We start from the raw sequence: 19392 nt of genomic DNA, 5'->3' as shown, positions 1-19392 counted from the left end.
AGGTGGCTGAATTGCCCCTTTTTATACACAGAAATAGATTTGCTGAATGACGGTGTGGCTCTCTATTTGGCTATTGATTTTGAGGTATAGAAGGGCCACCATACACGCCGTTCAAACAGTTGTTTGACCGCTAGACCCTATCCGTTCGCGATTGTGAACAATCAGTCGCGGCTCCCAAAAGGCTTATTGAAGACGGGATTTCCATGAAAGTTCTAGTAGCTGTGAAACGCGTTGTGGACTACAACGTCAAGGTCCGCCCGAAGGCGGATGGCTCTGACGTCGACACCGCCAACGTAAAAATGTCTATCAACCCCTTCTGCGAAATTGCTGTAGAAGAGGCGGTCCGCTTGAAAGAGAAGGGCGTTGTCAGCGAGATAGTCGCCGTTTCCATGGGCCCCAAACAGTGTCAGGAGCAAATTCGCACTGCCTTGGCACTGGGTGCCGACCGGGGCATCCTGGTAGAGACCGACGCTGAATTGCAGCCGCTGGCAGTGGCCAAGTGCCTGAAGGCCATCGTAGAGAAAGAGGAGCCGCAGCTGGTGATTCTGGGTAAGCAGTCGATTGACGGTGACAACAATCAGACTGGCCAAATGCTCGGGGCCCTTACCGGCATGGGGCAGGGCACTTTTGCCTCTGAGGTCACCGTTGAGGGTGAGAAGGTTAAAGTAACCCGTGAAATCGATGGCGGCCTACAGACGCTGGAATTGAAGCTGCCGGCCATTGTCACCACCGACCTGCGTTTGAATGAGCCGCGTTATGCCTCTCTGCCCAATATCATGAAGGCGAAGAAGAAGCCGCTTGATACCACGACTCCGGATGAGCTCGGGGTGGATATCGCTCCGCGCACCAAGACACTTAAGGTTGAGCCGCCTGCTGAGCGTAAGGCTGGTGTCAAAGTGGAGAGCGTGGACGAACTGGTAGATAAACTGAAAAACGAGGCGAAGGTAATCTGATGAGCATTCTGGTTATTGCGGAACACGACAACGCCGAGATCAAGGGCGCTACGCTCAATACCATCGCCGCGGCCAAGGCGATTGGTGACGATATCCACCTTTTGGTTGCAGGTGCGAACTGCGCTGCCGCCAGCGAAGCCGCCGCCAAAATCGAGGGTGTGAGCAAAGTGTTGGTTGCGGACAATGCCGCCTACGAGCATCAACTGGCGGAAAACGTGGCCAAACTGGTTGCAGATCTGGGCAAAGACTACAGCCATATCCTGGCGCCAGCTACCACCACTGGTAAGAATATGCTACCGCGCGCAGCGGCCCTGCTGGACGTGCAGCCTATTTCCGACATCATCGCCGTGGAGGCCGCTGATACCTTTAAGCGCCCGATCTACGCCGGAAATGTGATCGCAACTGTACAAAGCTCAGACACCATCAAGGTGGTCACTGTGCGTGCAACTGCATTTGATCCGGTGGCGGCTGAAGGCGGTAGTGCGGCGGTCGAAAGCGTCACTATCGCTGAGGATGCCGGTGTTTCCACCTTCGTTGGTGAAGAGCTTGCTGCCTCCGACCGTCCGGAGCTGACTTCCGCCCGCGTGATCGTCTCCGGCGGCCGGGGTATGCAGAGCGGTGAGAACTTCGAAATGCTCTACAAACTGGCAGACAAGCTCGGAGCCGCAGTGGGCGCTTCCCGCGCTGCGGTGGATGCCGGTTTTGTGCCCAATGATATGCAGGTGGGGCAGACGGGTAAGATTGTCGCGCCGGACCTCTATATCGCCGTGGGTATTTCCGGTGCTATCCAGCACTTGGCGGGCATGAAGGACTCCAAAGTGATTGTGGCGATCAACAAGGATGAGGAGGCGCCGATTTTCTCGGTTGCCGACTACGGCCTGGTTGATGATCTTTTCAAAGTGATACCTGAGTTTGAAACAAAGTTGTAATCATCGATTAATATACTGAACTGCAGCTGGAAGGGCGGCATTGAGCCGCCCTTTCTTTTGGTTCAGGTCGTGTACGGCCCGAGCACCTGTGGCGCCTAAATTTTCTTTCGATCCAATAATTGCCGTAGGAAGAGGCGTGAAGCGAAGTGCGGCTAGGAATGTGTGATTTCTATGCAGTATCATCCAAAGCTTCCAGAACGTTGCCTTTCGTTAAATGACGAAAGAGAATAGGCGTCAATAATCAATAAATTCAGTCAATCGTTGCGCTGATATACAGGTTTGTTCATGTCCGCAGTAAAGCGAGCCGTTGGGGTCATCGGTGCCAGATTTGCGTCGCGAGAGCAGCGCAAACCCTTGCCGCGTAGCGCCGTTGTTTCCGTAGCTGTGATCGCCGGCTGGCTGTTGGTCAATTTGATGGCCTATGGCTCGCTGCTGATGCCCGCTGAACAGGCGGAGTCACTGCTGGTCGAGCGCAGTAGCCGTACCGCGCGAATCCAGCGGGCAGCCTCAATCCCAGATACTCCGTTCTTCGGCGTGGCCTCTGTAGAGAAGGCGCCACAGCTGGACTTGGACCTGTCGAACATCCCTATCACTCAGCTCAATCTAGTGCTGTCTGGCGTACTGGACAGCAGTGTAAAGGAAAGGGCCAGCGCCCTGGTGGCGGAAAAGGGCAAGCCGGCGCAACGTGTTTATATTGGCGACAGACTTCCGGGTGGCGCGGAACTCTATTCTGTGGCTGTTGACCATATTGTTCTGCGCCGTAACGGCAAAATGGAAAAGCTGACTTATCCAGACGAGGATGGTCGCCCCAGCGTCCCGTTGCGCAATTATTCTAATTATATTCGCCAAGCGGCTGAAATTAGCGCGGCCACCGGGGCCAATCGCTCGGAGAAGCAGCAATCTATCCGCGAACGCTTGGAAGAGTTGCGCGCCCAAGCGCGGAAGCACCGTGCTGAACGCAGAAATTAATTGAATTTTTTTGCCAAGACCATTTTAAAAAAATCAGAAGAGCCAGATACATAATGAAGAGGATGTTCTGTCAGCGGCTGCTTGCTGTCGGCCTGGGATTGTTGATATCTATCGCAGTACTGGCTCAGCCTCCGGAAAGAGTTACCCTATCTCTGGACAATGCCGACATTCGCGACCTGATCAACTGGGCCGCCGATTTCACCGGCAAAAATATCATTGTGCACCCGAATGTGAAGGGCAAAGTCACCGTGGTCGCCGGCGACCCGATGACTCATGAGGAGGCCTTTGAGGTCTTTATGTCCGTGCTGCAGGTCAATGGCTTCAGCCTGGTGGAGCAGGGTAGTACATGGAAGGTGGTACCAGACGCGCTGGCCAAGCAGCAGGCCATTCCGGTGACAGACGACGGGGTGCGTGTTCCAGGGGAGTCTCTGGTGGTGCGTACCGTGCGTGTCGAGAATATTTCCGCAGCACAACTGATCGCCATGCTGCGCCCCCTCATCCCCCAGACTGGCCACTTGGCGGCCTATGCCGACACAAATACACTGATCATTGCCGATCGGGCTGCGAACATCGACCAGATAGTGCGTCTGGTAAAACAGTTGGATCGCGCGGGAGCCATCGACATAGAACTGGTGCCTCTGCAGTTTGCTTCTGCCAAGGAAATAAAGCAGGTGTTGACTGAACTGCTGCAATCCGGAGGCAAGGCCGGCAACGAAGTGCAGCCTCTGCGTATTGCTGTTGATGAGCGCTCCAACAGTGTGCTGCTGACCGGCGACCCCGTCACCCGCCAGCAGCTTAAGAACGTGATTCACCGTCTCGACCAACCGCTGACGGGCGAAGGTAATACTGCGGTCGTTTACGTGCAATATGCCAACGCCGCGGATCTGAAACCGATCCTCGAAGGAATGAGCGGAAGTATCCAGAAGACTGAGAAGGATCAGCAGGCCGCGGATGTCGAGGTCAGTATTCAGGTCAACGAATCCCTCAACTCACTGGTACTTACCGCGCCGCCGTCCCTGCTGCAAACCATGAAAGAGGTTATTGCCAAGCTGGATGTGCGCCGTGCCCAAGTGCTGATCGAAGCGATTATTGTCGAAGTGTCTGAGGGCACCACAAGTGAGCTCGGTATTAAATGGATCGCCGGTGCCGACGACGACGTTTTTGCGGGCTTTAATAATGATGCCTCTGATGTGCCTTTAGAAGATGACGACGGCAACGAAATTCTGCCCTTTAACCCATTTTCTCTCAGTCCCGCTTCGCTCATCGGCAGCGGTTTGAACCTGGGTTATATCAGCGGCACCGATATCCGTGTGGCAATTAATGCGCTCGCAACGGAAAACAACGCGAATATTCTGTCTACCCCTACGATTATGGCGCTCGACAATGAGGAAGCGGAAATCCTAGTGGGTCAGAATGTGCCATTTATTACCGGCGAACAGCTGCTTTCCGGGAGTACCAGCGATCCATTCACCACCATCCAGCGCCAGGATGTGGGCACTACCTTGAAAGTAACGCCCAGGGTCAATAACAACAACTCCGTTACGCTGGAGATAGAACAGACAGTAGAGAATGTCCTGCCTGTAACGGCTGAAGCGGCCACCGGGGCTTCCGACATCATCACCAGCAAGCGGGAAATTAGGACCAAGGTTTTAATCGATGACGGCGCCATACTGGTGCTCGGCGGCCTGATTGAAGATACAGTTACTGAGACCAAGTCCAAGGTGCCGCTGCTGGGAGATATTCCCGGGATCGGACGTCTTTTCAGAACGAGCAACAAAGACGTAACCAAAACCAACCTGATGGTGTTTTTGCGCCCCAGAATCCTCAGTACCCAAGTGGCGGGATATGAAGAGACCCGCAGGCGTTATCTCGACCTTCAGCAAAAACAGATGAATCTGAAAGACAGGACCAGCTTGATTTGGGACTGGCATAGGGGTGACGTGCTGCCGGATCTGTTGCCACCCAGTGGCAGTTATGACGATGGCGATCAGGAGGCGCCGGTCGAAGTGCTGGAGGCGGAAGTCGGGAAATGACGTCGGAAGCTGTAGACACAATAAGTGCGGTGCGGCGTCTCCCCTATGCCTTCGCCAAGCGCCATCGGGTGTTGCTGGGTGACAGCAACGGCTGCCCGAGTTGCCGTTATGTTGAGCCGTTGGACCCCACGGTGCTGGCGGAGGTACAGCGCCTGTGCGGATGTGCGGTGGACTTGGAAGCTGTAGAAGAGGAAGCCTTTCAGGCCGAACTTCAGCGCCAGTACGAGAACCGCGAAGGTGGCAATCTGTCCGAGGTGGAAGGGCTTGGTGAAGAGCTGGATCTGGCCGCGGTGGTGGACTCCCTGCCGGAGGCGGAAGATCTGCTGGAGCAGGAAGACGACGCCCCTATCGTCAAGCTGATCAACGCAATCTTTGCCGAGTCCCTCAAACAGGGGGCCTCGGATATTCATATCGAGACGTTTGAGAAGCGCCTGGTGGTCCGCTTCCGGGTGGACGGCGTCCTGCGCGAGGTGCTACAGCCGCGGCGGGCTCTGGCGCCGCTACTGGTATCCCGTATCAAAGTAATGGCGAAACTGGATATCGCGGAGAAGCGTGTTCCCCAGGACGGTCGCATCTCTTTGTTGATGGCGGGGCGTGAAGTGGATGTGCGGGTTTCCACCATGCCGTCTTCCGCCGGTGAGCGTGTGGTGATGCGCCTTCTCGACAAGCAGGCGGGCCGTATGGACCTGACCAAGCTGGGTATGTCTGACCGGGACCTCAAGGTCATGACGGACTTATTGTCACGTCCCCACGGAATTCTGCTGGTCACCGGACCGACCGGCTCTGGTAAAACCACCACGCTCTATGCCGGCCTCGGTTCGATCAATAACCGGGAAAAAAACATCCTGACTGTCGAGGACCCGGTTGAATACAACCTGGAGGGGGTGGGGCAGACCCAGGTCAACACCAAGGCGGATATGACCTTTGCCCGCGGTCTGCGCGCTATTCTGCGTCAGGACCCGGATGTCGTTATGGTGGGGGAGATTCGTGATCTCGAAACCATGCAGATTGCGATCCAGGCAAGTCTCACCGGGCACTTGGTGCTATCCACATTGCATACCAACACTGCCCTGGGGGCGGTGACACGTCTGGTGGATATGGGGATCGAGCCTTTCCTGCTGTCGTCCAGCCTGATTGGTGTTCTGGCCCAGCGCTTGGTGCGGGTCCTGTGCCCGGAGTGCAAACAGCCCCACGCGCCAGACAGTAACGAGCGCCAGTTGTTGGGATTAGATCCCTCCGTGGAGGCCGCCATATACCGTCCCAATGGCTGCGAGCAATGTAACCACAGTGGCTATGTCGGACGGGTGGGCATCTACGAGCTGGTGCCGGTCAATGAAGTCATGCGCCAACTCATTCACGATCGCGCCTCTGAAAGCAAGTTGGTGGCCGAGGCGCGCAAGGTGGCACCGAGCATTCGCGAGGACGGTGTGGCCAAGGTGCTCGCGGGTATCACTTCACTGGAGGAGGTGTTGCGTGTTACACAAGAATCGTAAAAAAAGCACACCGTTTTGCCAGCCTGAATCTCGTTTGTCCGGGCCTGGAGGTGCCTGACGGTGGGGGCCTTTGAATACACAGCCCTGACGGATTCCGGGCGCAAGAGCCGTGGGACCCTGGAGGCAGACAGCGCGCGCGCCGCGCGTCAGCAGTTGCGTGCCAAGGGGTTGGTACCGCTGGAGGTGGCCCCGGCCACTGAAACGGGCAACGGCAGTGCCCGACTTTTCTCCGGTAGCCCAGGACTCAGTATTAAGCACCTGGCGCTCCTCACCCGCCAAATAGCAACGCTGTTGCGCGCCGGTATTCCACTCGAAGAGGCGCTCGGTGCCATTGCCAATCAGACCCGAAATCAGAAAATTCGCCGCATCGTTTTGGCTGTGCGGGGCAAAGTACTGGAAGGACACAGTTTCGCTCAGTCTTTGAGCAGTTTTCCGCGTGCCTTTCCCAAGCTGTACCGCGCCACCGTGGAAGCGGGAGAGCACTCAGGACACCTGGACGCCGTCTTGGAACGCCTCGGAGACTACACGGAAAACCAGCAGAAATTCCGCCAGAAGGTGCAGCTGGCGCTGATCTATCCTGCGGTACTGGTGGTGATCTGTATTTTGGTTGTGACAGGCCTGATGGTCTATGTGGTGCCGGATGTAATAGAGGTTTTCACTGGTACCGGCCAAGTCCTGCCCCTACCAACGCGGATACTGGTTGCATTTAGCGACTTTATTTCCGCCTGGGGCTGGTTGGTGCCGCCAGCCGTAGCGGCCTTGGTTGTCGCGATTGCAGTGTTGCTGCGCCGTCCGGCGGTGCGGTATCGCTTTCATCACAAGTTACTCGAGCTGCCAATGATCGGCTGGCTGGTACGCGGCAGCCAGAGCGCCCGCTATGTGGGAACCCTGGCCATATTGACCGGCAGCAGCGTACCCCTGGTGCAGGCAATGGGTATCGCCAGTGGCGTTATGAGCAACGATTTTCTCAAGGAGCGCCTGCAGATTGCCCAAAAGAACGTGCGGGAAGGCGGAAGCCTGCGCAAGGCTTTGGAGGATGTGGAATATTTTCCCCCCATGATGATCTATATGATCGCCAGCGGTGAATCCTCTGGCACATTGGACGAAATGCTTGGCCGCGCCGCTGAATCCCAGGAGCAGGACCTCCAGGGGGCGGTGACGGCTTTTGTCAGCCTATTTGAACCGGCCATGTTACTGCTGATGGCCGGTATCGTTTTGTTTATCGTCATGGCTATCATGATGCCCATTATGAGTATGAATCAACTGGTGGTTTAGATGCCTGTATCGAGGCGAGGAAAAAGGAAGATGAAAACTTTGCGAAAAAGCGGCGGCTTTACGTTGATCGAAATCATGGTGGTAATCGTGATTCTTGGCGTGTTGGGAGCTCTTGTGGTCCCGAATGTCTTGGGCCGCACGGGTGAGGCGCGCGTAAAAGCGGCACAGGTGGATCTCCGCGCGATCGAAACTGCGCTGGACATGTACCGCATGGACAATTTCGTCTACCCGAGCTCCGAGCAGGGTTTACAGGCGCTGGTGAGCAAGCCGTCCGGTTTTCCCGAGGCGAAAAACTGGACGGAACCCTACCTCAAAAAGGCGCCCAAGGATCCCTGGGGCAATGAATACCAGTACATCAGTCCGGGCAGCGATGGCCCCTACGACCTCTTCAGTCTCGGCGCTGACGGCAAGCCCGGTGGCGAAGGTGAAGCGGCCGACATTTTTGCCGCTGAACTCTGAGTCCGATGGGGATGACACACCGGCTTCAGTCCGTCCGGGGCGGTCGGGTTCGCAGGCAGGCAGTGTCTCGGGCCGCTGGTTCCTGGCACCCGGCCCGGCAAAAGGGCTTTACCCTGATCGAAGTGCTGGTGGTGATTGTCATCATCGCCACCCTGGCGGGCATGGCAGGGTTGTCCCTCGGCAATTCCGGTGCCCGCGCCTGGCGCTCTGAAGTTCAACGTCTCGCGGCGCTGCTGCAATTGGTGGCGGACAGGGCGTTGATCGACCGGGCCCATTACGGTGTGGTGATCGAGCCCGATGGCTACGCCGTAGTGCGTTTTAACTCCGCGCAACTGCAGTGGGAGACGCTGGAAGATAGCGGGACGAAATCAGCAGCGCGTTTTGTTGCGCATCAGCTGCCGGACAATATGCGCCTGGAAGTGCTGGAAGAAGCGCAGATGCCCGTTGCGGCCCCGGCTGAGTTCGCGGCCGAGGAAAAGAGCAAAAAAAAGCAGCCATCCCCCCATTTTGTCGCTCTATCAAGCGGAGAAATTCTGCCGGTGGAGCTGGCTTTCTATCTGTTGGAGGACAAGGATATCAGTCGGGGCGCGTTTATCTCCTACAACAGCCTGGACGGGATAAAGCTCGAGTGGCAAAGCGATGAATAAACAAAGGTTCGCGGCTTGTGGCTTGTCAGCACCGCCCGCTCAGCCCCGTGCTTTTAATTCGCACTGCTGTCCTTGTGCGCGCAGACGCTATACCGGTAACCCCAGAGTGTCTCCTGGCACTGCCTCTCGCTCCCGGAAGCAGGGCGGTTTCACCCTGGTCGAGGTGCTTGTGGCGCTGGTGATCTTCGGTGTAATTGCAGTCAGTGTTCTCAAGACAATGCAGGATAGCGTGCGTCAGCAAATGGCGATGGAAGAGCGACTGGCGGCCAATTGGGTGGCTCAGCAAGTATTGGCCGAGTTGCGAGTGAGGAGCCCCTGGCCGCCGCTGGGCGATAAGTCTGAACTGGTGCCTGTCGGTGAGCGCGAATGGCAAGTTACTGTACGCGTAGAATCCACCACCGAAGCGCGTATGCGCCATATCGCCATTGAGGTGGCGACGCCGGAGGCGGAAAACCCCACGCTCACCCTCGACGCCTGGGCGGCGAAGGAGGAATGACATGGGGCAGCGCGGCTTCACTCTGATCGAGATTCTTGTCGTGTTGGTGCTGGTATCCATTATCAGCATCGGCTCATACGCATTGCTGGACACCTTTAACGGCACAGATCGGGTGTTGGAATTGCGCGCTGAAGAACTCAGGCGCTTTTCCATGACCATGTACCGCATTGATGATGATCTGCGCCAGTTGACCGCGCGCCCCGTGAAAAACGCCTACAACGGCTACGAGCCGGCGCTGCGTGGGGATACGGACGAATTGGAATTCACCCGCCTCGGTGCCGCCAACCTGACAGGGGAGCCCCGCGGTGAGCTGCAGCGGCTGAGCTACAGCATCGGCTTCGCCGAAGGTGATGACGACGGGTTCGAGGAGGAGCCTGCGGCAGTGTTGCTGCGCAGCCGCTGGCAAGTACTCGACCGCGCACCGGACTCCGAGCCCTTGACTGAACCGCTGCTCGCCGGTGTCGAAAGCCTGAGTCTCCGCTACTACGATGCAAACACTGAAACCTGGCTGGACCAATGGCCGCCTATCACCTCGGCTTCTTCCACGGGGAATGTACAAACAAGCCTGCCGCGGGCCATAGAGTTTGTGCTCGTCACCCGCTCCGGCGGAGAAATGCGCCGCCTCTTCTCTCTGCCGCAAGTGACTCCCACGGGAAGTACTGGCAGCACTGGAACTAGCGGTGATGACGGTGAGGATGACGACAGTTCGGAGCGCGCGGATGATTGAGTCCTTCCAGCGTCAGCGGGGCGTCGCCCTGATCACTGTATTGTTAGTGATGGTGATTGCCATCGCGGCAGTTACTCACGCCATCACCCGCAACCGCGTCGCAGTGACCCGAACTGGGGCACTGCTTGCCAACACCCAGCTGGCTGAATTTGTGACAGGTGCAGAAGTCTGGGCGCGGGTGGCTTTGGAGAAAGACTATGAAGTTGACCGGGAGGCGAGTGAGTCCGCGGACACCGCGCATGAGGCCTGGGCGCAGAAGGCTCTGGCTTTTAATCCGGACAACGGAAGAATTCGCATTAATATCAAAGACTTACACTCTTGTTTTAATGTTAATAATCTTGTTAACAACGTGTCCAGTGCGGACCGTGAGGCGTTTGAGCGGCTGGTACGCAATATCAGTGGCAATACGGAGCTGGCCAAGTCAATTATGGACTGGGTCGATGCGGGCGATACGCCATTGCTTTCCGGCACTGAGGATGACGGCTATTTGGGCCGTGAACTGGCCCACAGAACCCCGGACACCCTGATCACGGACGTTTCTGAGCTGGTAGCCGTGCAGGGAATGGAAATGGAAGACTGGCAGAAGCTGCAGCCTTTTCTCTGTGCTCTGCCGGAGTCGGGCACTGCAATCAACATTAATTTTGCCCCGGCAGAGTTGATCGAAGCACTGGATCCACAGGCTAAGACGGCAGACATTCTTGGTTTCCGGGAGTCGGGTGGCGTTTTTCACGAGCGCTCTCAGCTGGCCAGCTATGGCATCACCAATAGCAATGGGTTCGTATTCCACAGCCAATATTTCCTGGCACGCATCGCGGTTCAGCTGGGAAGCGATGGGGATTACCAACAGTATTGGGAAAGTACACTGCAGCTGGACGAAGCCAGCGGTGAGGCCAGGGTGGTGCAAAGACAGCGCCGTGAGTTTTCGGGAGTCGCAATGCGGGAACTCCTGAATTACAAAACAGCTGAAGCGAATTAACAGTATTGAAGCCCTATGATTGCGATCAACAAATTTCATCCGGTAAAAAGTGCGCCGGCATCCGCGCCCGCACGACAACTGATGTTGCTGCGCCTTTCCTGCCCGGATAGCGGCGACCGCAGGTTGCAACTGCAATGCTGGAGTCGCGATGGGTGGCGCGCAGTGGCATTGGACGATGACTTTGTACGCGCTTTCTGTCCGGATGGTGATTTGGCCAGCGAGGAAAATGCGCTACAGCTCAGTTTTCCCGAGGGTGCGCGGGCCTTGCTGCTGGTGCCAGGCAATTGGGTGTGGACCGGTTTGGAGACAATTCCCAAGGCTGCACGCCGCCAGAGTAGGGCGATCGGCTACATGGTCGAAGAGCGTTTGGCGGAAGACGTAGAGGAGCTGCACTTTGTCTGCCAGGCCCGCCGGGGCGACACTTGCAGTGTTTACGCTGCGGCCACAGAAAAAATGGAAGCCTTGCACAGCCAGTTGCAACGGCTGGGATGGCCGGTAGCAGCGGTATTGCCGGAATATCAACTACTCGATCTGCTCGAGGGCGATATCGTGCTCTGGCTGGATGGGGCGCAGGCGCATATTTGGCACAAGAAGGGATATGGCCTCTCCGTGCGGCGCCAGTACCTTCAGCCGCTGCTGGGGAGCTTGCGTGGAGATGAAGAGGGAGCACCGCGCATCCAACTGCTTGGGGCTGGCGATGGGGATGGCATGATCCTCGCGGAGTTGGAATCCCTGTTCGGCGACCAGCTGGAGCTGATCGAAGGCCCTGCCGAAGAGGTAATGCTCGCTCGTTGTAAGTTGGGACCTTTGGTCAACTTGATGACCGGTGAGTTTGAACTGGCGGGCGGTGAAGAAGAGCGTAACTGGTGGCATCGTCCGGTCAAAGTTGCCGCAGCCTGCTTTGTGGCACAGTTGCTACTTTTCGCTGCCGCAGGCGGCTATTTCCAGTGGCGTGCCAGCAATGCCGAGCAGCAAGCTCGAGCGTTGTTCACCGAATTGTTCCCGCAAGACAGGCCCGGTGTGGATATCCGCCGGCAAATCGAGGGCTACCTGAAAAGGGCGAGTGCTAGTGGTGGCGGCTTTGGTAGCCAGATGCAATTGCTAAGCCGGGTTTGGGAGCAGCAAAAAGGGCGTGACCTGAAATTGCAGTCGCTCCGCTTTGACGGTAATCGGGGGGAAATGGTGCTGCAGCTGCAGGCAGCCAACCTCACGGATCTGGATACCCTGGTCAGCCGTCTTTCCGAGGGAGAATTCCGCGCCGATCTGCTGGGAGCCAACGAGCTGGAAAAAGGGGTTTCGGGAAGAATCAGGCTGCGCTGACAAGGCGTAGAGAAACTACAGTGTGGCGGTGAGCCCTCGTGTGGTCCCGGAGGAGCTGTTGGAATGACACGAAATATGTTGGTGATTCAAGCACAATGAAAGAACAAATCGAACAGTGGCAGCAAAAGTGGCTGGCTCTGCCTCCCAGCGACCAGAGAGCCTTGGGGGTATTGATCCTGTTCCTCGGTAGTATGTTGCTCATCTACGGACTCTTTTTACCGGCCAAACACTTTTTCGATGGCGCCCTGGCGCGCGCAGAGGAATCCCGGCAATTGGTAGCCTGGATTGAATCCCAGCGCCCGGTACTGGAACAGTTGGAGCCGGGAGCGGCGGGTCAGGCATCGGGCACTTTATTGCAGCGGGTTACCGCTGCGGCGAAGCAACACAAAATCACCATTAAACGCTTTGAACCCGAGGGGGATACCCGTATTCGGCTCTGGATCGAGGAGGCGCGCTATCAGGATATACAACCCTGGCTGAATAATCTGATACAGCAGCGTTTCACTATTCGTACGCTCAACATGGATGCCTTGCAGGAAGAGGGTATGGTTTCGGCACGGCTGACTCTGGAAGGGTGAGCAGCCAGTACCACCTACAGCGGTCAGTCGACTTAATCGGAGCTTCCTCTAATCATTGGTTCGATAGATTGTTGTCTATATAGACGGCTATCTCCTGTTTTTTCGATGTTTATCGTCGATAGGACGCTGAATCTTTCGATATATTAAAAGGGTTGGGAGGCTCCTAGATCGTCATGTATCGCCACCAGCCACGTAAATGGCGCCAAAATCCCTATACTTTGATAAGAGTGCTGTAATGGGTGGCGATATGCTGTTCAAAGATATAAACACCAACCATTTGGTTGAGGTGGCGGATGTCGTCACCCTGGTTAACCCCTATGAGCTAACCGTTGTCGGGCGCTATCTCTGGGGCGAGGAAATGCAAGATCCGGAGGTGTTCGATAAAACGCTGTTGCGTTTCTTATCGGGAGAGGTCTTGCCCCGGTGCTGGTACGACAGCCGCTACCGGGATAACGAGCTGCGGCGCCTGAAGTGTGGCACCAAAGTCAATGATGGCGACCACTACCAAGGCGCCTGACTGGCGGACTTGAAGAGGGGCGCCCACGGGCTTAGTCTCTTACCACTGGCCGCCAACCGCTGTACAATGCGCGCCAATTTTTTGGGGGGTAGCCGCATGTCGTTTGAGCAGTTCGAATTGTATTCCCTCTGGGTGGGAGTTGGCGGACTCATTCTTTTTATGATCTTCATCGTCTGGAACCTGGCGAAGGAGTCCAAGGCGGGACGTTTCGGCACTTTCATTCTGTTTATTGCCCTGGGGCTGGGGCTGCTCGGGTTTCTGATTAAGACGGTCCTGGTCGAACTTATGGGCATAGGCTAACCGCCAAGCAGAGAAGATTTCCATGCCGATATTCGATCGCCCCGAACTCAAGGTTCAGAAGGACCGCCGCGTCTGCCGAGTGACCGACACCCGTATGGTCAAATACAGCCGGCGCGGCATGCTGTTTTCTCTCGCAGCCCTGGCAGTCGCCGCGGCCGTCGGCGATATGCGTATAGAAGCGCCGAAACTACTGCTGGTGTTGGCAATCGGTTTCTTGCTGCTGACACTCCTGCGCGGTTATTACGTCTTCCGTTTCAACTACCTTTATTCCTCCGGTCCCCATCGCTGGCGCCGCCACTATTTTATCGCCTCCACGCTGGGGGCTGCCTGGTGGGGGGGCATTCTTTTTTGCCATGTATGGCTGTTGGGTTTTGTGCCGGAGACGCACTTTCTCTGGCTGTATTCGGTAATCTTTTGCTCCAGTGTTACCTCTGTATTCTCGCCTTATCACCGCTTCCTGACTTGGTTTATCTCCCTATCCCTGGTACCCGCGGCGCTAGTGGCCAGTCTGTCTGGTGAGATTATCGGCACTATCTACGGTGCCCTTACCATCGCCTTTGTATGGTTGACCGCCCATCAGGCGCGCCGGCGATCAGAAAACTACTGGGACCGCCTTGCGGCAATGCAGGAATTACAGCAGCGCGCTAGCCACTTGGCGGCGGAGCGGAAGCAATCACTGGCGGCGGCGGACCTGACCAATGAGTTTATTGCCAATGTGGGGCAGGAATTTCGCAGCCAGCTGTCGGATTCCCTTGGCGCGCTGGCACTGCTCGAGGCTGAGCCCCTCTCCGAACGGCAGAAGGCTTGGGTAAAGCTTGCCAAAACAGCGAGCAGTCAACAGCTCAAACTGGTAGATAATGTGGGTCTCTACACGCGGGTAGCACGCAAGAACATCCGCTTGCGCCACGGCCCCTTTAATCTCGTCAGAACGATCGAGAAGTCTTTTAAGTTCGCCGCACGCGTCGCCCACCGTCAGCGCCTGGAGTTTAACTTCCAGATCGATGACAACCTACCGGTGATGGTTACTGGTGACAACCGCAAGACTGCCCAGCTGATTCGTAATCTGGTGGATTCCGCCACCGTGATGGCACAAGTAGGGGAACTCTGGGGGCAGGTCAGCTTCACACCGATCAGCAATGCCGAGGGGCAGTTGACCATCAGTCTCAGCGACGATGGCCAGGGCGAGACGCTGCCGGATGAGAAGGCACTGTTCGGAACCTTTTCTAGCTTGGATAGCACCGAAGTCATTACGGGGCTCGGCCTGTCAATCGCCAAGGGGCTGGCAGAGGCGATGGGCGGTCATTTGCAATTGTATTCGACCCCCGAGGGCAATCGCTATCAAGTGGTGATCAAATTCGCGATGGAGCCGAACCAGCGCGTGTACCTGACGCCGGATCGGCGCCTGCAAGACAGTGAAGTGCTGCTGTTACATCAGAAAGGCCTGTTTGTCGCCGGTTTGGCGCAGATGATGCGTTCCTTCGGTATGGATGTCGGCACCGTCAAGTGGACACCGGATACCGCAGACAAGGTGGAGGAGGCGTTCCGCATGGCTCTGGAACGCAAACAGCTGGTGATATTGGCGCCGGCTATGGGAGATTCCCAACTGCTGGAGGCTGTGGGCGGATTTCTGCAGCGGGCGGACCCCGAACTTGAGGAGTGTAAACTGATATGCCTTGGGGCCTATGGGCATAAGTCGCAGTTTACATCGCTGTTACATTTCGTGTCTGGCGCTCTATACCTCGGGCGGCCGGTAACGCGCAAAGAGTTGCACGATGCGCTGATTAAACGTCTCTTCGGTGCGCCCAAAAAAGCCAGCCGACGTATCGTTTCCAGCGGCGGCGGTCAACCGCGCCAGTATTCGTTGTTACTGATCGAAGAGTCGCGCCAGCACCAGGGGGTGACTGAGGAGATGCTGCAGGCACTTGGCTACCGCGTGGATGTGGCTGCCTCGACCGAGGATGCCCTCGGGCAATTGACGGAAAGCGATTACGACCTGCTATTGGTGGATTGCCAGCAGAATACTGAGCGCAGTGCCGAGATTATCGAGAGTCTGCGCCACTGGGAGGCCGAGCACAAGCCGGAAGATCGGCTGCCTATTATCGCTTTGACTAGTACAACAGAAGAGCAGTTCGAGGGCCGTTGCCTCGCGGCGGGTATGGACGATTTTCTGACCAAGCCATTGAGCAAGGATCTGCTGCGGGAAACTCTGGATCGCTGGCTGGGTAACGCCTGAGCGCTCCGCTTCCGCGACACCGCGCAAGCGTCCACAATGACTTGTCGAATACGCGGGCGGTCGGGTTGGCAACATGCAGCAAGCCCCGGGCCACCCCTGGAAAGCTGGGAGCCGGCGCAGAGCGCCGGCTTTTGGGGATGGGGATCAGAAGTTATATTTCAGTCCCAGTTTTACTCGCCAGGTGGATTCCTCAGCCTGAAAACGGGTGTAGTTTTTCGTATTCAGACCGCCAAAAGGCTCGTAGTAAACATACTGGCCGTCTTCGTTGACGTCGTAGTCAAACAGAATCTGTTGCGGGTACTGAATGTCGTACACCTTGCCCCAGTCATCGTTCAACAGGTTGGCGAAGTTATCGATGGTCAGGTAAACCACGCCGCGATGTTCCGGTAGCAAGCCTGGTACTTCCTGAGTGATAGCCAAGTCCATAGTGGTGACCCAGGGCATGTTGTCGGAATACTTGTCCACGAAGCCGCCAGCTGCGCCTGAAACGCCCGCCGCCTTTGCAATTTCCATGATCTCCGCGTAGCTCAGGCCGTTCTCAAAATCCATGGCGGGATCGTCGGCACCGGAGGGAATGTAGGCGAGGTAGACATCGGAATCGTCGAAGTTTGTTTGATCTCCGAGGTCGCCATCGCGGTACGCGCCCAGAGTCCAGGAGAACGGGCGACCGGAGCGGCGCTCCAGGAACAGATTGAAGTTGGTGGCGTAACCGGGAACGAACTCCTTGCGATAGCCCAGATTCAGCACAAAGCGGTGTTCAATTTCGTAGTAGGCGGTATCCTCAAGTGGGACGTTGCGGTTCTCAACAACTTCGTACTGGAAATTGGATTCCGCAGTCGAGCTGGTGCCAGGATTGACTTCTGTGATGTCTTGATGGACATAAGACAGGTTGAGTGACAGTCCGTTTTCAAACGTTTTGTCCAGGCTGGTAGACCAGATGATACTGCGACCGCCATCGTCCACATTGGTTAACTCGAGATCGTAGTTGTCCTCGTACTCGGTACCCGCATAGACGTTGTCCCAGATAATACGACCGCCGTCCACAGTCCTATCGCCATTGTCCACCCGGGACAGGTCGCGCCAGAAAACGGAGTCCTGACGGTCTACGTAGGTTAGCTCTGTGGTCCAGTTAAACCCTTCTCCGACACCGGGAATATCAAAGGCGTAGTCCACGGCGAGTTGGTAGCGCCAATCTGACGGCAGCTCAAAATCCGGATCGATACTGTTTGTACTGCCGGCTCCGGGTGCTAGCGTATCCATTGCCACCTGGGGCACACTGGTAAAGTTTACCGCGCTTGGGTCCAGATCGGTGAGATAGACAGAGTCTTTGGTGGTGCCATCATTTGTGTAGGCATTGGCTACCCATACCAGCGGCATGCCGCCACTAAATCGGCCCATGCCACCGCGTAGGGTCAGATCGTCACGCAGATTCCAGTTGAAGCTGACTCTCGGTAGCCATATATCGCGCCCATCGAGATTTTCGTTATTGGCGTAGCCGTATGTTTCCTCAAAATGGCTGTTGCGGTTGGGAGCGTCGTCGACAGTGAGTGTCTCATAGCGCAGACCGGCCACCAGCTCGAAACCGGAGAATGGCTCCAGGGTGACATCGCCATAGAGCGAGTAGGTTTTGCCATTCACGTCATATGCGATATCGTCGACGTTGTTGGTGTAGGCATTGCTGTACTGGAAGTCACCGATTACACGATTTTCAAAATCATCGATGCTGTCAAAGCTCCAGGTACCGGAGGCATGGCGACCGTAGACGTTATAGTTCCAGGTGTCTTCGATTTCCGCGCCGAAACGGTACTGGGCTTTTTCAGCCATGTAGGTGCCATGCACACCAAAGTTCCAAACCTCATTCGCCAGTATGTTGGCGTGGCGGTTTTCATCTGCACCAGCCACAATAGTACCGTTGTCGGTCCGCACATTGATTTCACCCCAACTGGAGTTAGTCAGCGAGGCCTGCTCGTACTCCTTGTAGGACAGGTTCACCTCGGTACTGAACACGTCGCTCCAATCGGAGAACAAGTGCGCCGTATAGTAGGTGGTGTCCTGGGCCATGGTCCAGAGATTGGATGAGAGGTTAAGGGTGCCGTCGCTGTCAGTGTAATTTTGCGCTGAGCGGGTTTCCTGATCGCTATACGTAAAATCCGCGCGATGGTTTTCCGAGATGTTCCAGTCAAGTTTGACCAGAATTTTCTCGTCGCTGTCGGGGTCGGGAGCGGAGCCCACGGAGTCGCTGAGACCGTAGACATCTTGCATGATGTTTAGTACTCGAGACAGCTCCTCAACGCTTACGTCATGGTTTTCGAGGGTGTTGAGATTGTAGTTAAACTCGATTTCCTCTTCCCACTTCTCGTAGGAAGTGAAGAAGAAAAGTTTATCCTGAATCAGCGGTCCACTGAACGTGGCGCCGTAGGTTTCCTCTTCGTTATCGATGTCGTACTCGGTGCCATCGGACAGTTTGTCGTCTTCTGCGGTCCCTGACCAGGGCACGGACTCAAGGTAGGCGCTGCCATGGAATTCGTTGGTGCCGGACTTGGTTACCGCATTAATATTACCGCCGGTAAAATTCCCTTTGCGCGCATCAAAGGGTGCGTAGGAAAGGGAGATTTGTTCTACGGCATCCAGGGAAATTGGCGGGCGGTTAGTTGGATAGCCATTCGATTGCAGGCCGAAAGTATCGTTGATGCCCACGCTGTCGATGGTCAGTGAGTTGTATTTGGGGTTGGTGCCGGCAATGCTCAATTCGTTACCATCCGGGCTGACGACGGCCAGGGGGTTCGAGCGAATTACATCTTTTAGGTCGCGGTTAAAAGTTGCGGCGTTGGCGATCTGATCTTCGCCGAATACGCTGGTGGAGCCGCGGTTGCTGAAAATCTGTGCTTCCGCGGTAACTACGACTTCTTCGACGCCGTTTGTGTCAAGCTCAGAATCTGCCAGATCAATCGGCAATGTCAGTGGCTTGCCAAGACTTAGGTAGATCCCGTCCAGTACTTCTTCGCCTTCGTCGGATTGCACACGGATAGTATAGGGGCCACCAACCCGAAGTCCCTTTAGGTTAAAACGGCCCGAATCGCTGCTCAAAATTTCACTGCGGCTGTTAGAAGGAGTGTGAACGACGGTAATCTTGGCATTGTCTACCGGTTTACCATCCATCCCGGTGACGATGCCGCGAATGGTTGCTGATGTCTCCTGCGCAAATGCCACAGGCGCAGTGCCCATAGCGGAAACCACCGCGGCGGATAACAGCGCGCGGGGGAATATGCAGCGTTTCATGAAACTCTCCTGGTCTGATAGTGCCAACAAGGATGGTTGTGAGGAAGCCATCTATTGGCGGTTAACTTCTTTTGTTGTCGGCGCAGTGAATCAAGGTATGCATCTGAGCCAGCGCGTTTTTTAACAGTAAATATTTACGGAATAGTGAAGATTTTATTGCGCCTGTATCTCAAACCTTATGAAGGGGCGGTTTATTGTTAAATTCTTG

Annotated in this window: 17 protein-coding genes; 16 read left to right on the top strand and 1 reads right to left on the bottom strand. The window is 56.1% G+C overall.

Annotation, left to right across the window (positions count from 1 at the left end):
- Positions 1 to 203 precede the first annotated feature (203 nt).
- The 16 genes from A3224_RS08375 to A3224_RS08300 all read left to right on the top strand — a co-directional run bounded on the left by A3224_RS08375 (position 204) and on the right by A3224_RS08300 (position 15905).
- Positions 204 to 953 carry an electron transfer flavoprotein subunit beta/FixA family protein gene (locus A3224_RS08375; protein WP_067153372.1) on the top strand — a complete coding sequence of 250 codons (750 nt, stop codon included), beginning with the start codon at positions 204 to 206 and terminating at the stop codon, positions 951 to 953.
- Positions 953 to 1882 (top strand): electron transfer flavoprotein subunit alpha/FixB family protein, encoded by a 930-nt coding sequence (locus A3224_RS08370; RefSeq protein ID WP_067153370.1) that lies wholly within the window; start codon positions 953 to 955, stop codon positions 1880 to 1882. The genes A3224_RS08375 and A3224_RS08370 overlap by 1 nt, the downstream gene beginning before the upstream one ends.
- Before the next feature lie 285 nt (positions 1883 to 2167).
- A complete protein-coding gene (locus tag A3224_RS08365; protein WP_067153368.1) occupies positions 2168 to 2851 on the top strand; it encodes a type II secretion system protein N in 684 nt (227 codons plus the stop codon).
- A gap of 53 nt (positions 2852 to 2904) precedes the next feature.
- A complete protein-coding gene (gene gspD, locus A3224_RS08360; protein WP_082817448.1) occupies positions 2905 to 4884 on the top strand; it encodes a type II secretion system secretin GspD in 1980 nt (659 codons plus the stop codon).
- Entirely contained in the window at positions 4881 to 6377 is a 1497-nt protein-coding gene (gene gspE, locus A3224_RS08355; RefSeq protein WP_067153366.1) for a type II secretion system ATPase GspE, read from the top strand. Before gspD ends, gspE begins: the two co-directional genes overlap by 4 nt.
- A gap of 60 nt (positions 6378 to 6437) precedes the next feature.
- Positions 6438 to 7652, top strand: a complete 1215-nt coding sequence (gene gspF / locus A3224_RS08350; protein WP_067153364.1) for a type II secretion system inner membrane protein GspF — start codon at positions 6438 to 6440, stop codon at positions 7650 to 7652.
- A 30-nt stretch (positions 7653 to 7682) separates the two neighbouring features.
- Entirely contained in the window at positions 7683 to 8111 is a 429-nt protein-coding gene (gene gspG, locus A3224_RS08345; RefSeq protein WP_067153362.1) for a type II secretion system major pseudopilin GspG, read from the top strand.
- Between the two features lie 62 nt (positions 8112 to 8173).
- Positions 8174 to 8758 carry a type II secretion system minor pseudopilin GspH gene (gene gspH / locus A3224_RS08340; protein WP_067153360.1) on the top strand — a complete coding sequence of 195 codons (585 nt, stop codon included), beginning with the start codon at positions 8174 to 8176 and terminating at the stop codon, positions 8756 to 8758.
- Between the two features lie 106 nt (positions 8759 to 8864).
- A complete protein-coding gene (gene gspI / locus A3224_RS08335) occupies positions 8865 to 9254 on the top strand; it encodes a type II secretion system minor pseudopilin GspI (protein WP_067153359.1) in 390 nt (129 codons plus the stop codon).
- 1 nt (position 9255) lies between these two features.
- Complete coding sequence (gene gspJ, locus A3224_RS08330; RefSeq protein WP_074901096.1) at positions 9256 to 9981, top strand: type II secretion system minor pseudopilin GspJ; 726 nt, start codon at positions 9256 to 9258, stop codon at positions 9979 to 9981.
- Positions 9974 to 10957: a type II secretion system minor pseudopilin GspK gene (gspK, locus tag A3224_RS08325; RefSeq protein WP_067153357.1), complete on the top strand. Its 984-nt coding sequence runs from the start codon at positions 9974 to 9976 to the stop codon at positions 10955 to 10957. The genes gspJ and gspK overlap by 8 nt, the downstream gene beginning before the upstream one ends.
- Positions 10958 to 10972: 15 nt before the next feature.
- A complete protein-coding gene (gspL, locus tag A3224_RS08320; protein ID WP_067153355.1) occupies positions 10973 to 12277 on the top strand; it encodes a type II secretion system protein GspL in 1305 nt (434 codons plus the stop codon).
- Positions 12278 to 12372: 95 nt separating this feature from the next.
- Entirely contained in the window at positions 12373 to 12855 is a 483-nt protein-coding gene (gene gspM, locus A3224_RS08315) for a type II secretion system protein GspM (RefSeq protein WP_067153353.1), read from the top strand.
- 247 nt (positions 12856 to 13102) lie between these two features.
- Positions 13103 to 13372 (top strand): acetyltransferase, encoded by a 270-nt coding sequence (locus A3224_RS08310; protein ID WP_067157709.1) that lies wholly within the window; start codon positions 13103 to 13105, stop codon positions 13370 to 13372.
- A gap of 96 nt (positions 13373 to 13468) precedes the next feature.
- Positions 13469 to 13672: a DUF2788 domain-containing protein gene (locus A3224_RS08305; protein ID WP_082817608.1), complete on the top strand. Its 204-nt coding sequence runs from the start codon at positions 13469 to 13471 to the stop codon at positions 13670 to 13672.
- Positions 13673 to 13694: 22 nt separating this feature from the next.
- Complete coding sequence (locus A3224_RS08300) at positions 13695 to 15905, top strand: response regulator (protein ID WP_067153349.1); 2211 nt, start codon at positions 13695 to 13697, stop codon at positions 15903 to 15905.
- A gap of 144 nt (positions 15906 to 16049) precedes the next feature.
- On the opposite strand, the gene A3224_RS08295 is transcribed toward A3224_RS08300, so the two are convergent.
- Positions 16050 to 19184, bottom strand: a complete 3135-nt coding sequence (locus tag A3224_RS08295) for a TonB-dependent receptor (RefSeq protein ID WP_067153347.1) — start codon at positions 19182 to 19184, stop codon at positions 16050 to 16052.
- Between the last annotated feature and the right edge of the window lie 208 nt (positions 19185 to 19392).

Source organism: Microbulbifer thermotolerans (assembly GCF_001617625.1).
GTDB lineage: Bacteria > Pseudomonadota > Gammaproteobacteria > Pseudomonadales > Cellvibrionaceae > Microbulbifer > Microbulbifer thermotolerans.
The sequence above is the reverse complement of the archived record's forward strand: the minus strand, read 5'-3'. Positions and strand labels throughout refer to the sequence as shown.

What these genes read in the sequence shown, in the direction of transcription:
- gspM (WP_067153353.1), top strand. Translation starts at nt 12,373, where the DNA reads ATGAAAGAACAAATCGAACAGTGGCAGCAAAAGTGGCTGGCTCTGCCT.
- A3224_RS08370 (WP_067153370.1), top strand. Translation starts at nt 953, where the DNA reads ATGAGCATTCTGGTTATTGCGGAACACGACAACGCCGAGATCAAGGGC.
- gspJ (WP_074901096.1), top strand. Translation starts at nt 9,256, where the DNA reads ATGGGGCAGCGCGGCTTCACTCTGATCGAGATTCTTGTCGTGTTGGTG.
- A3224_RS08310 (WP_067157709.1), top strand. Translation starts at nt 13,103, where the DNA reads ATGCTGTTCAAAGATATAAACACCAACCATTTGGTTGAGGTGGCGGAT.
- A3224_RS08365 (WP_067153368.1), top strand. Translation starts at nt 2,168, where the DNA reads ATGTCCGCAGTAAAGCGAGCCGTTGGGGTCATCGGTGCCAGATTTGCG.
- A3224_RS08375 (WP_067153372.1), top strand. Translation starts at nt 204, where the DNA reads ATGAAAGTTCTAGTAGCTGTGAAACGCGTTGTGGACTACAACGTCAAG.
- A3224_RS08305 (WP_082817608.1), top strand. Translation starts at nt 13,469, where the DNA reads ATGTCGTTTGAGCAGTTCGAATTGTATTCCCTCTGGGTGGGAGTTGGC.
- gspL (WP_067153355.1), top strand. Translation starts at nt 10,973, where the DNA reads ATGATTGCGATCAACAAATTTCATCCGGTAAAAAGTGCGCCGGCATCC.
- gspD (WP_082817448.1), top strand. Translation starts at nt 2,905, where the DNA reads ATGAAGAGGATGTTCTGTCAGCGGCTGCTTGCTGTCGGCCTGGGATTG.
- gspG (WP_067153362.1), top strand. Translation starts at nt 7,683, where the DNA reads ATGAAAACTTTGCGAAAAAGCGGCGGCTTTACGTTGATCGAAATCATG.
- A3224_RS08295 (WP_067153347.1), bottom strand. Translation starts at nt 19,184, where the DNA reads ATGAAACGCTGCATATTCCCCCGCGCGCTGTTATCCGCCGCGGTGGTT.
- gspE (WP_067153366.1), top strand. Translation starts at nt 4,881, where the DNA reads ATGACGTCGGAAGCTGTAGACACAATAAGTGCGGTGCGGCGTCTCCCC.
- A3224_RS08300 (WP_067153349.1), top strand. Translation starts at nt 13,695, where the DNA reads ATGCCGATATTCGATCGCCCCGAACTCAAGGTTCAGAAGGACCGCCGC.
- gspK (WP_067153357.1), top strand. Translation starts at nt 9,974, where the DNA reads ATGATTGAGTCCTTCCAGCGTCAGCGGGGCGTCGCCCTGATCACTGTA.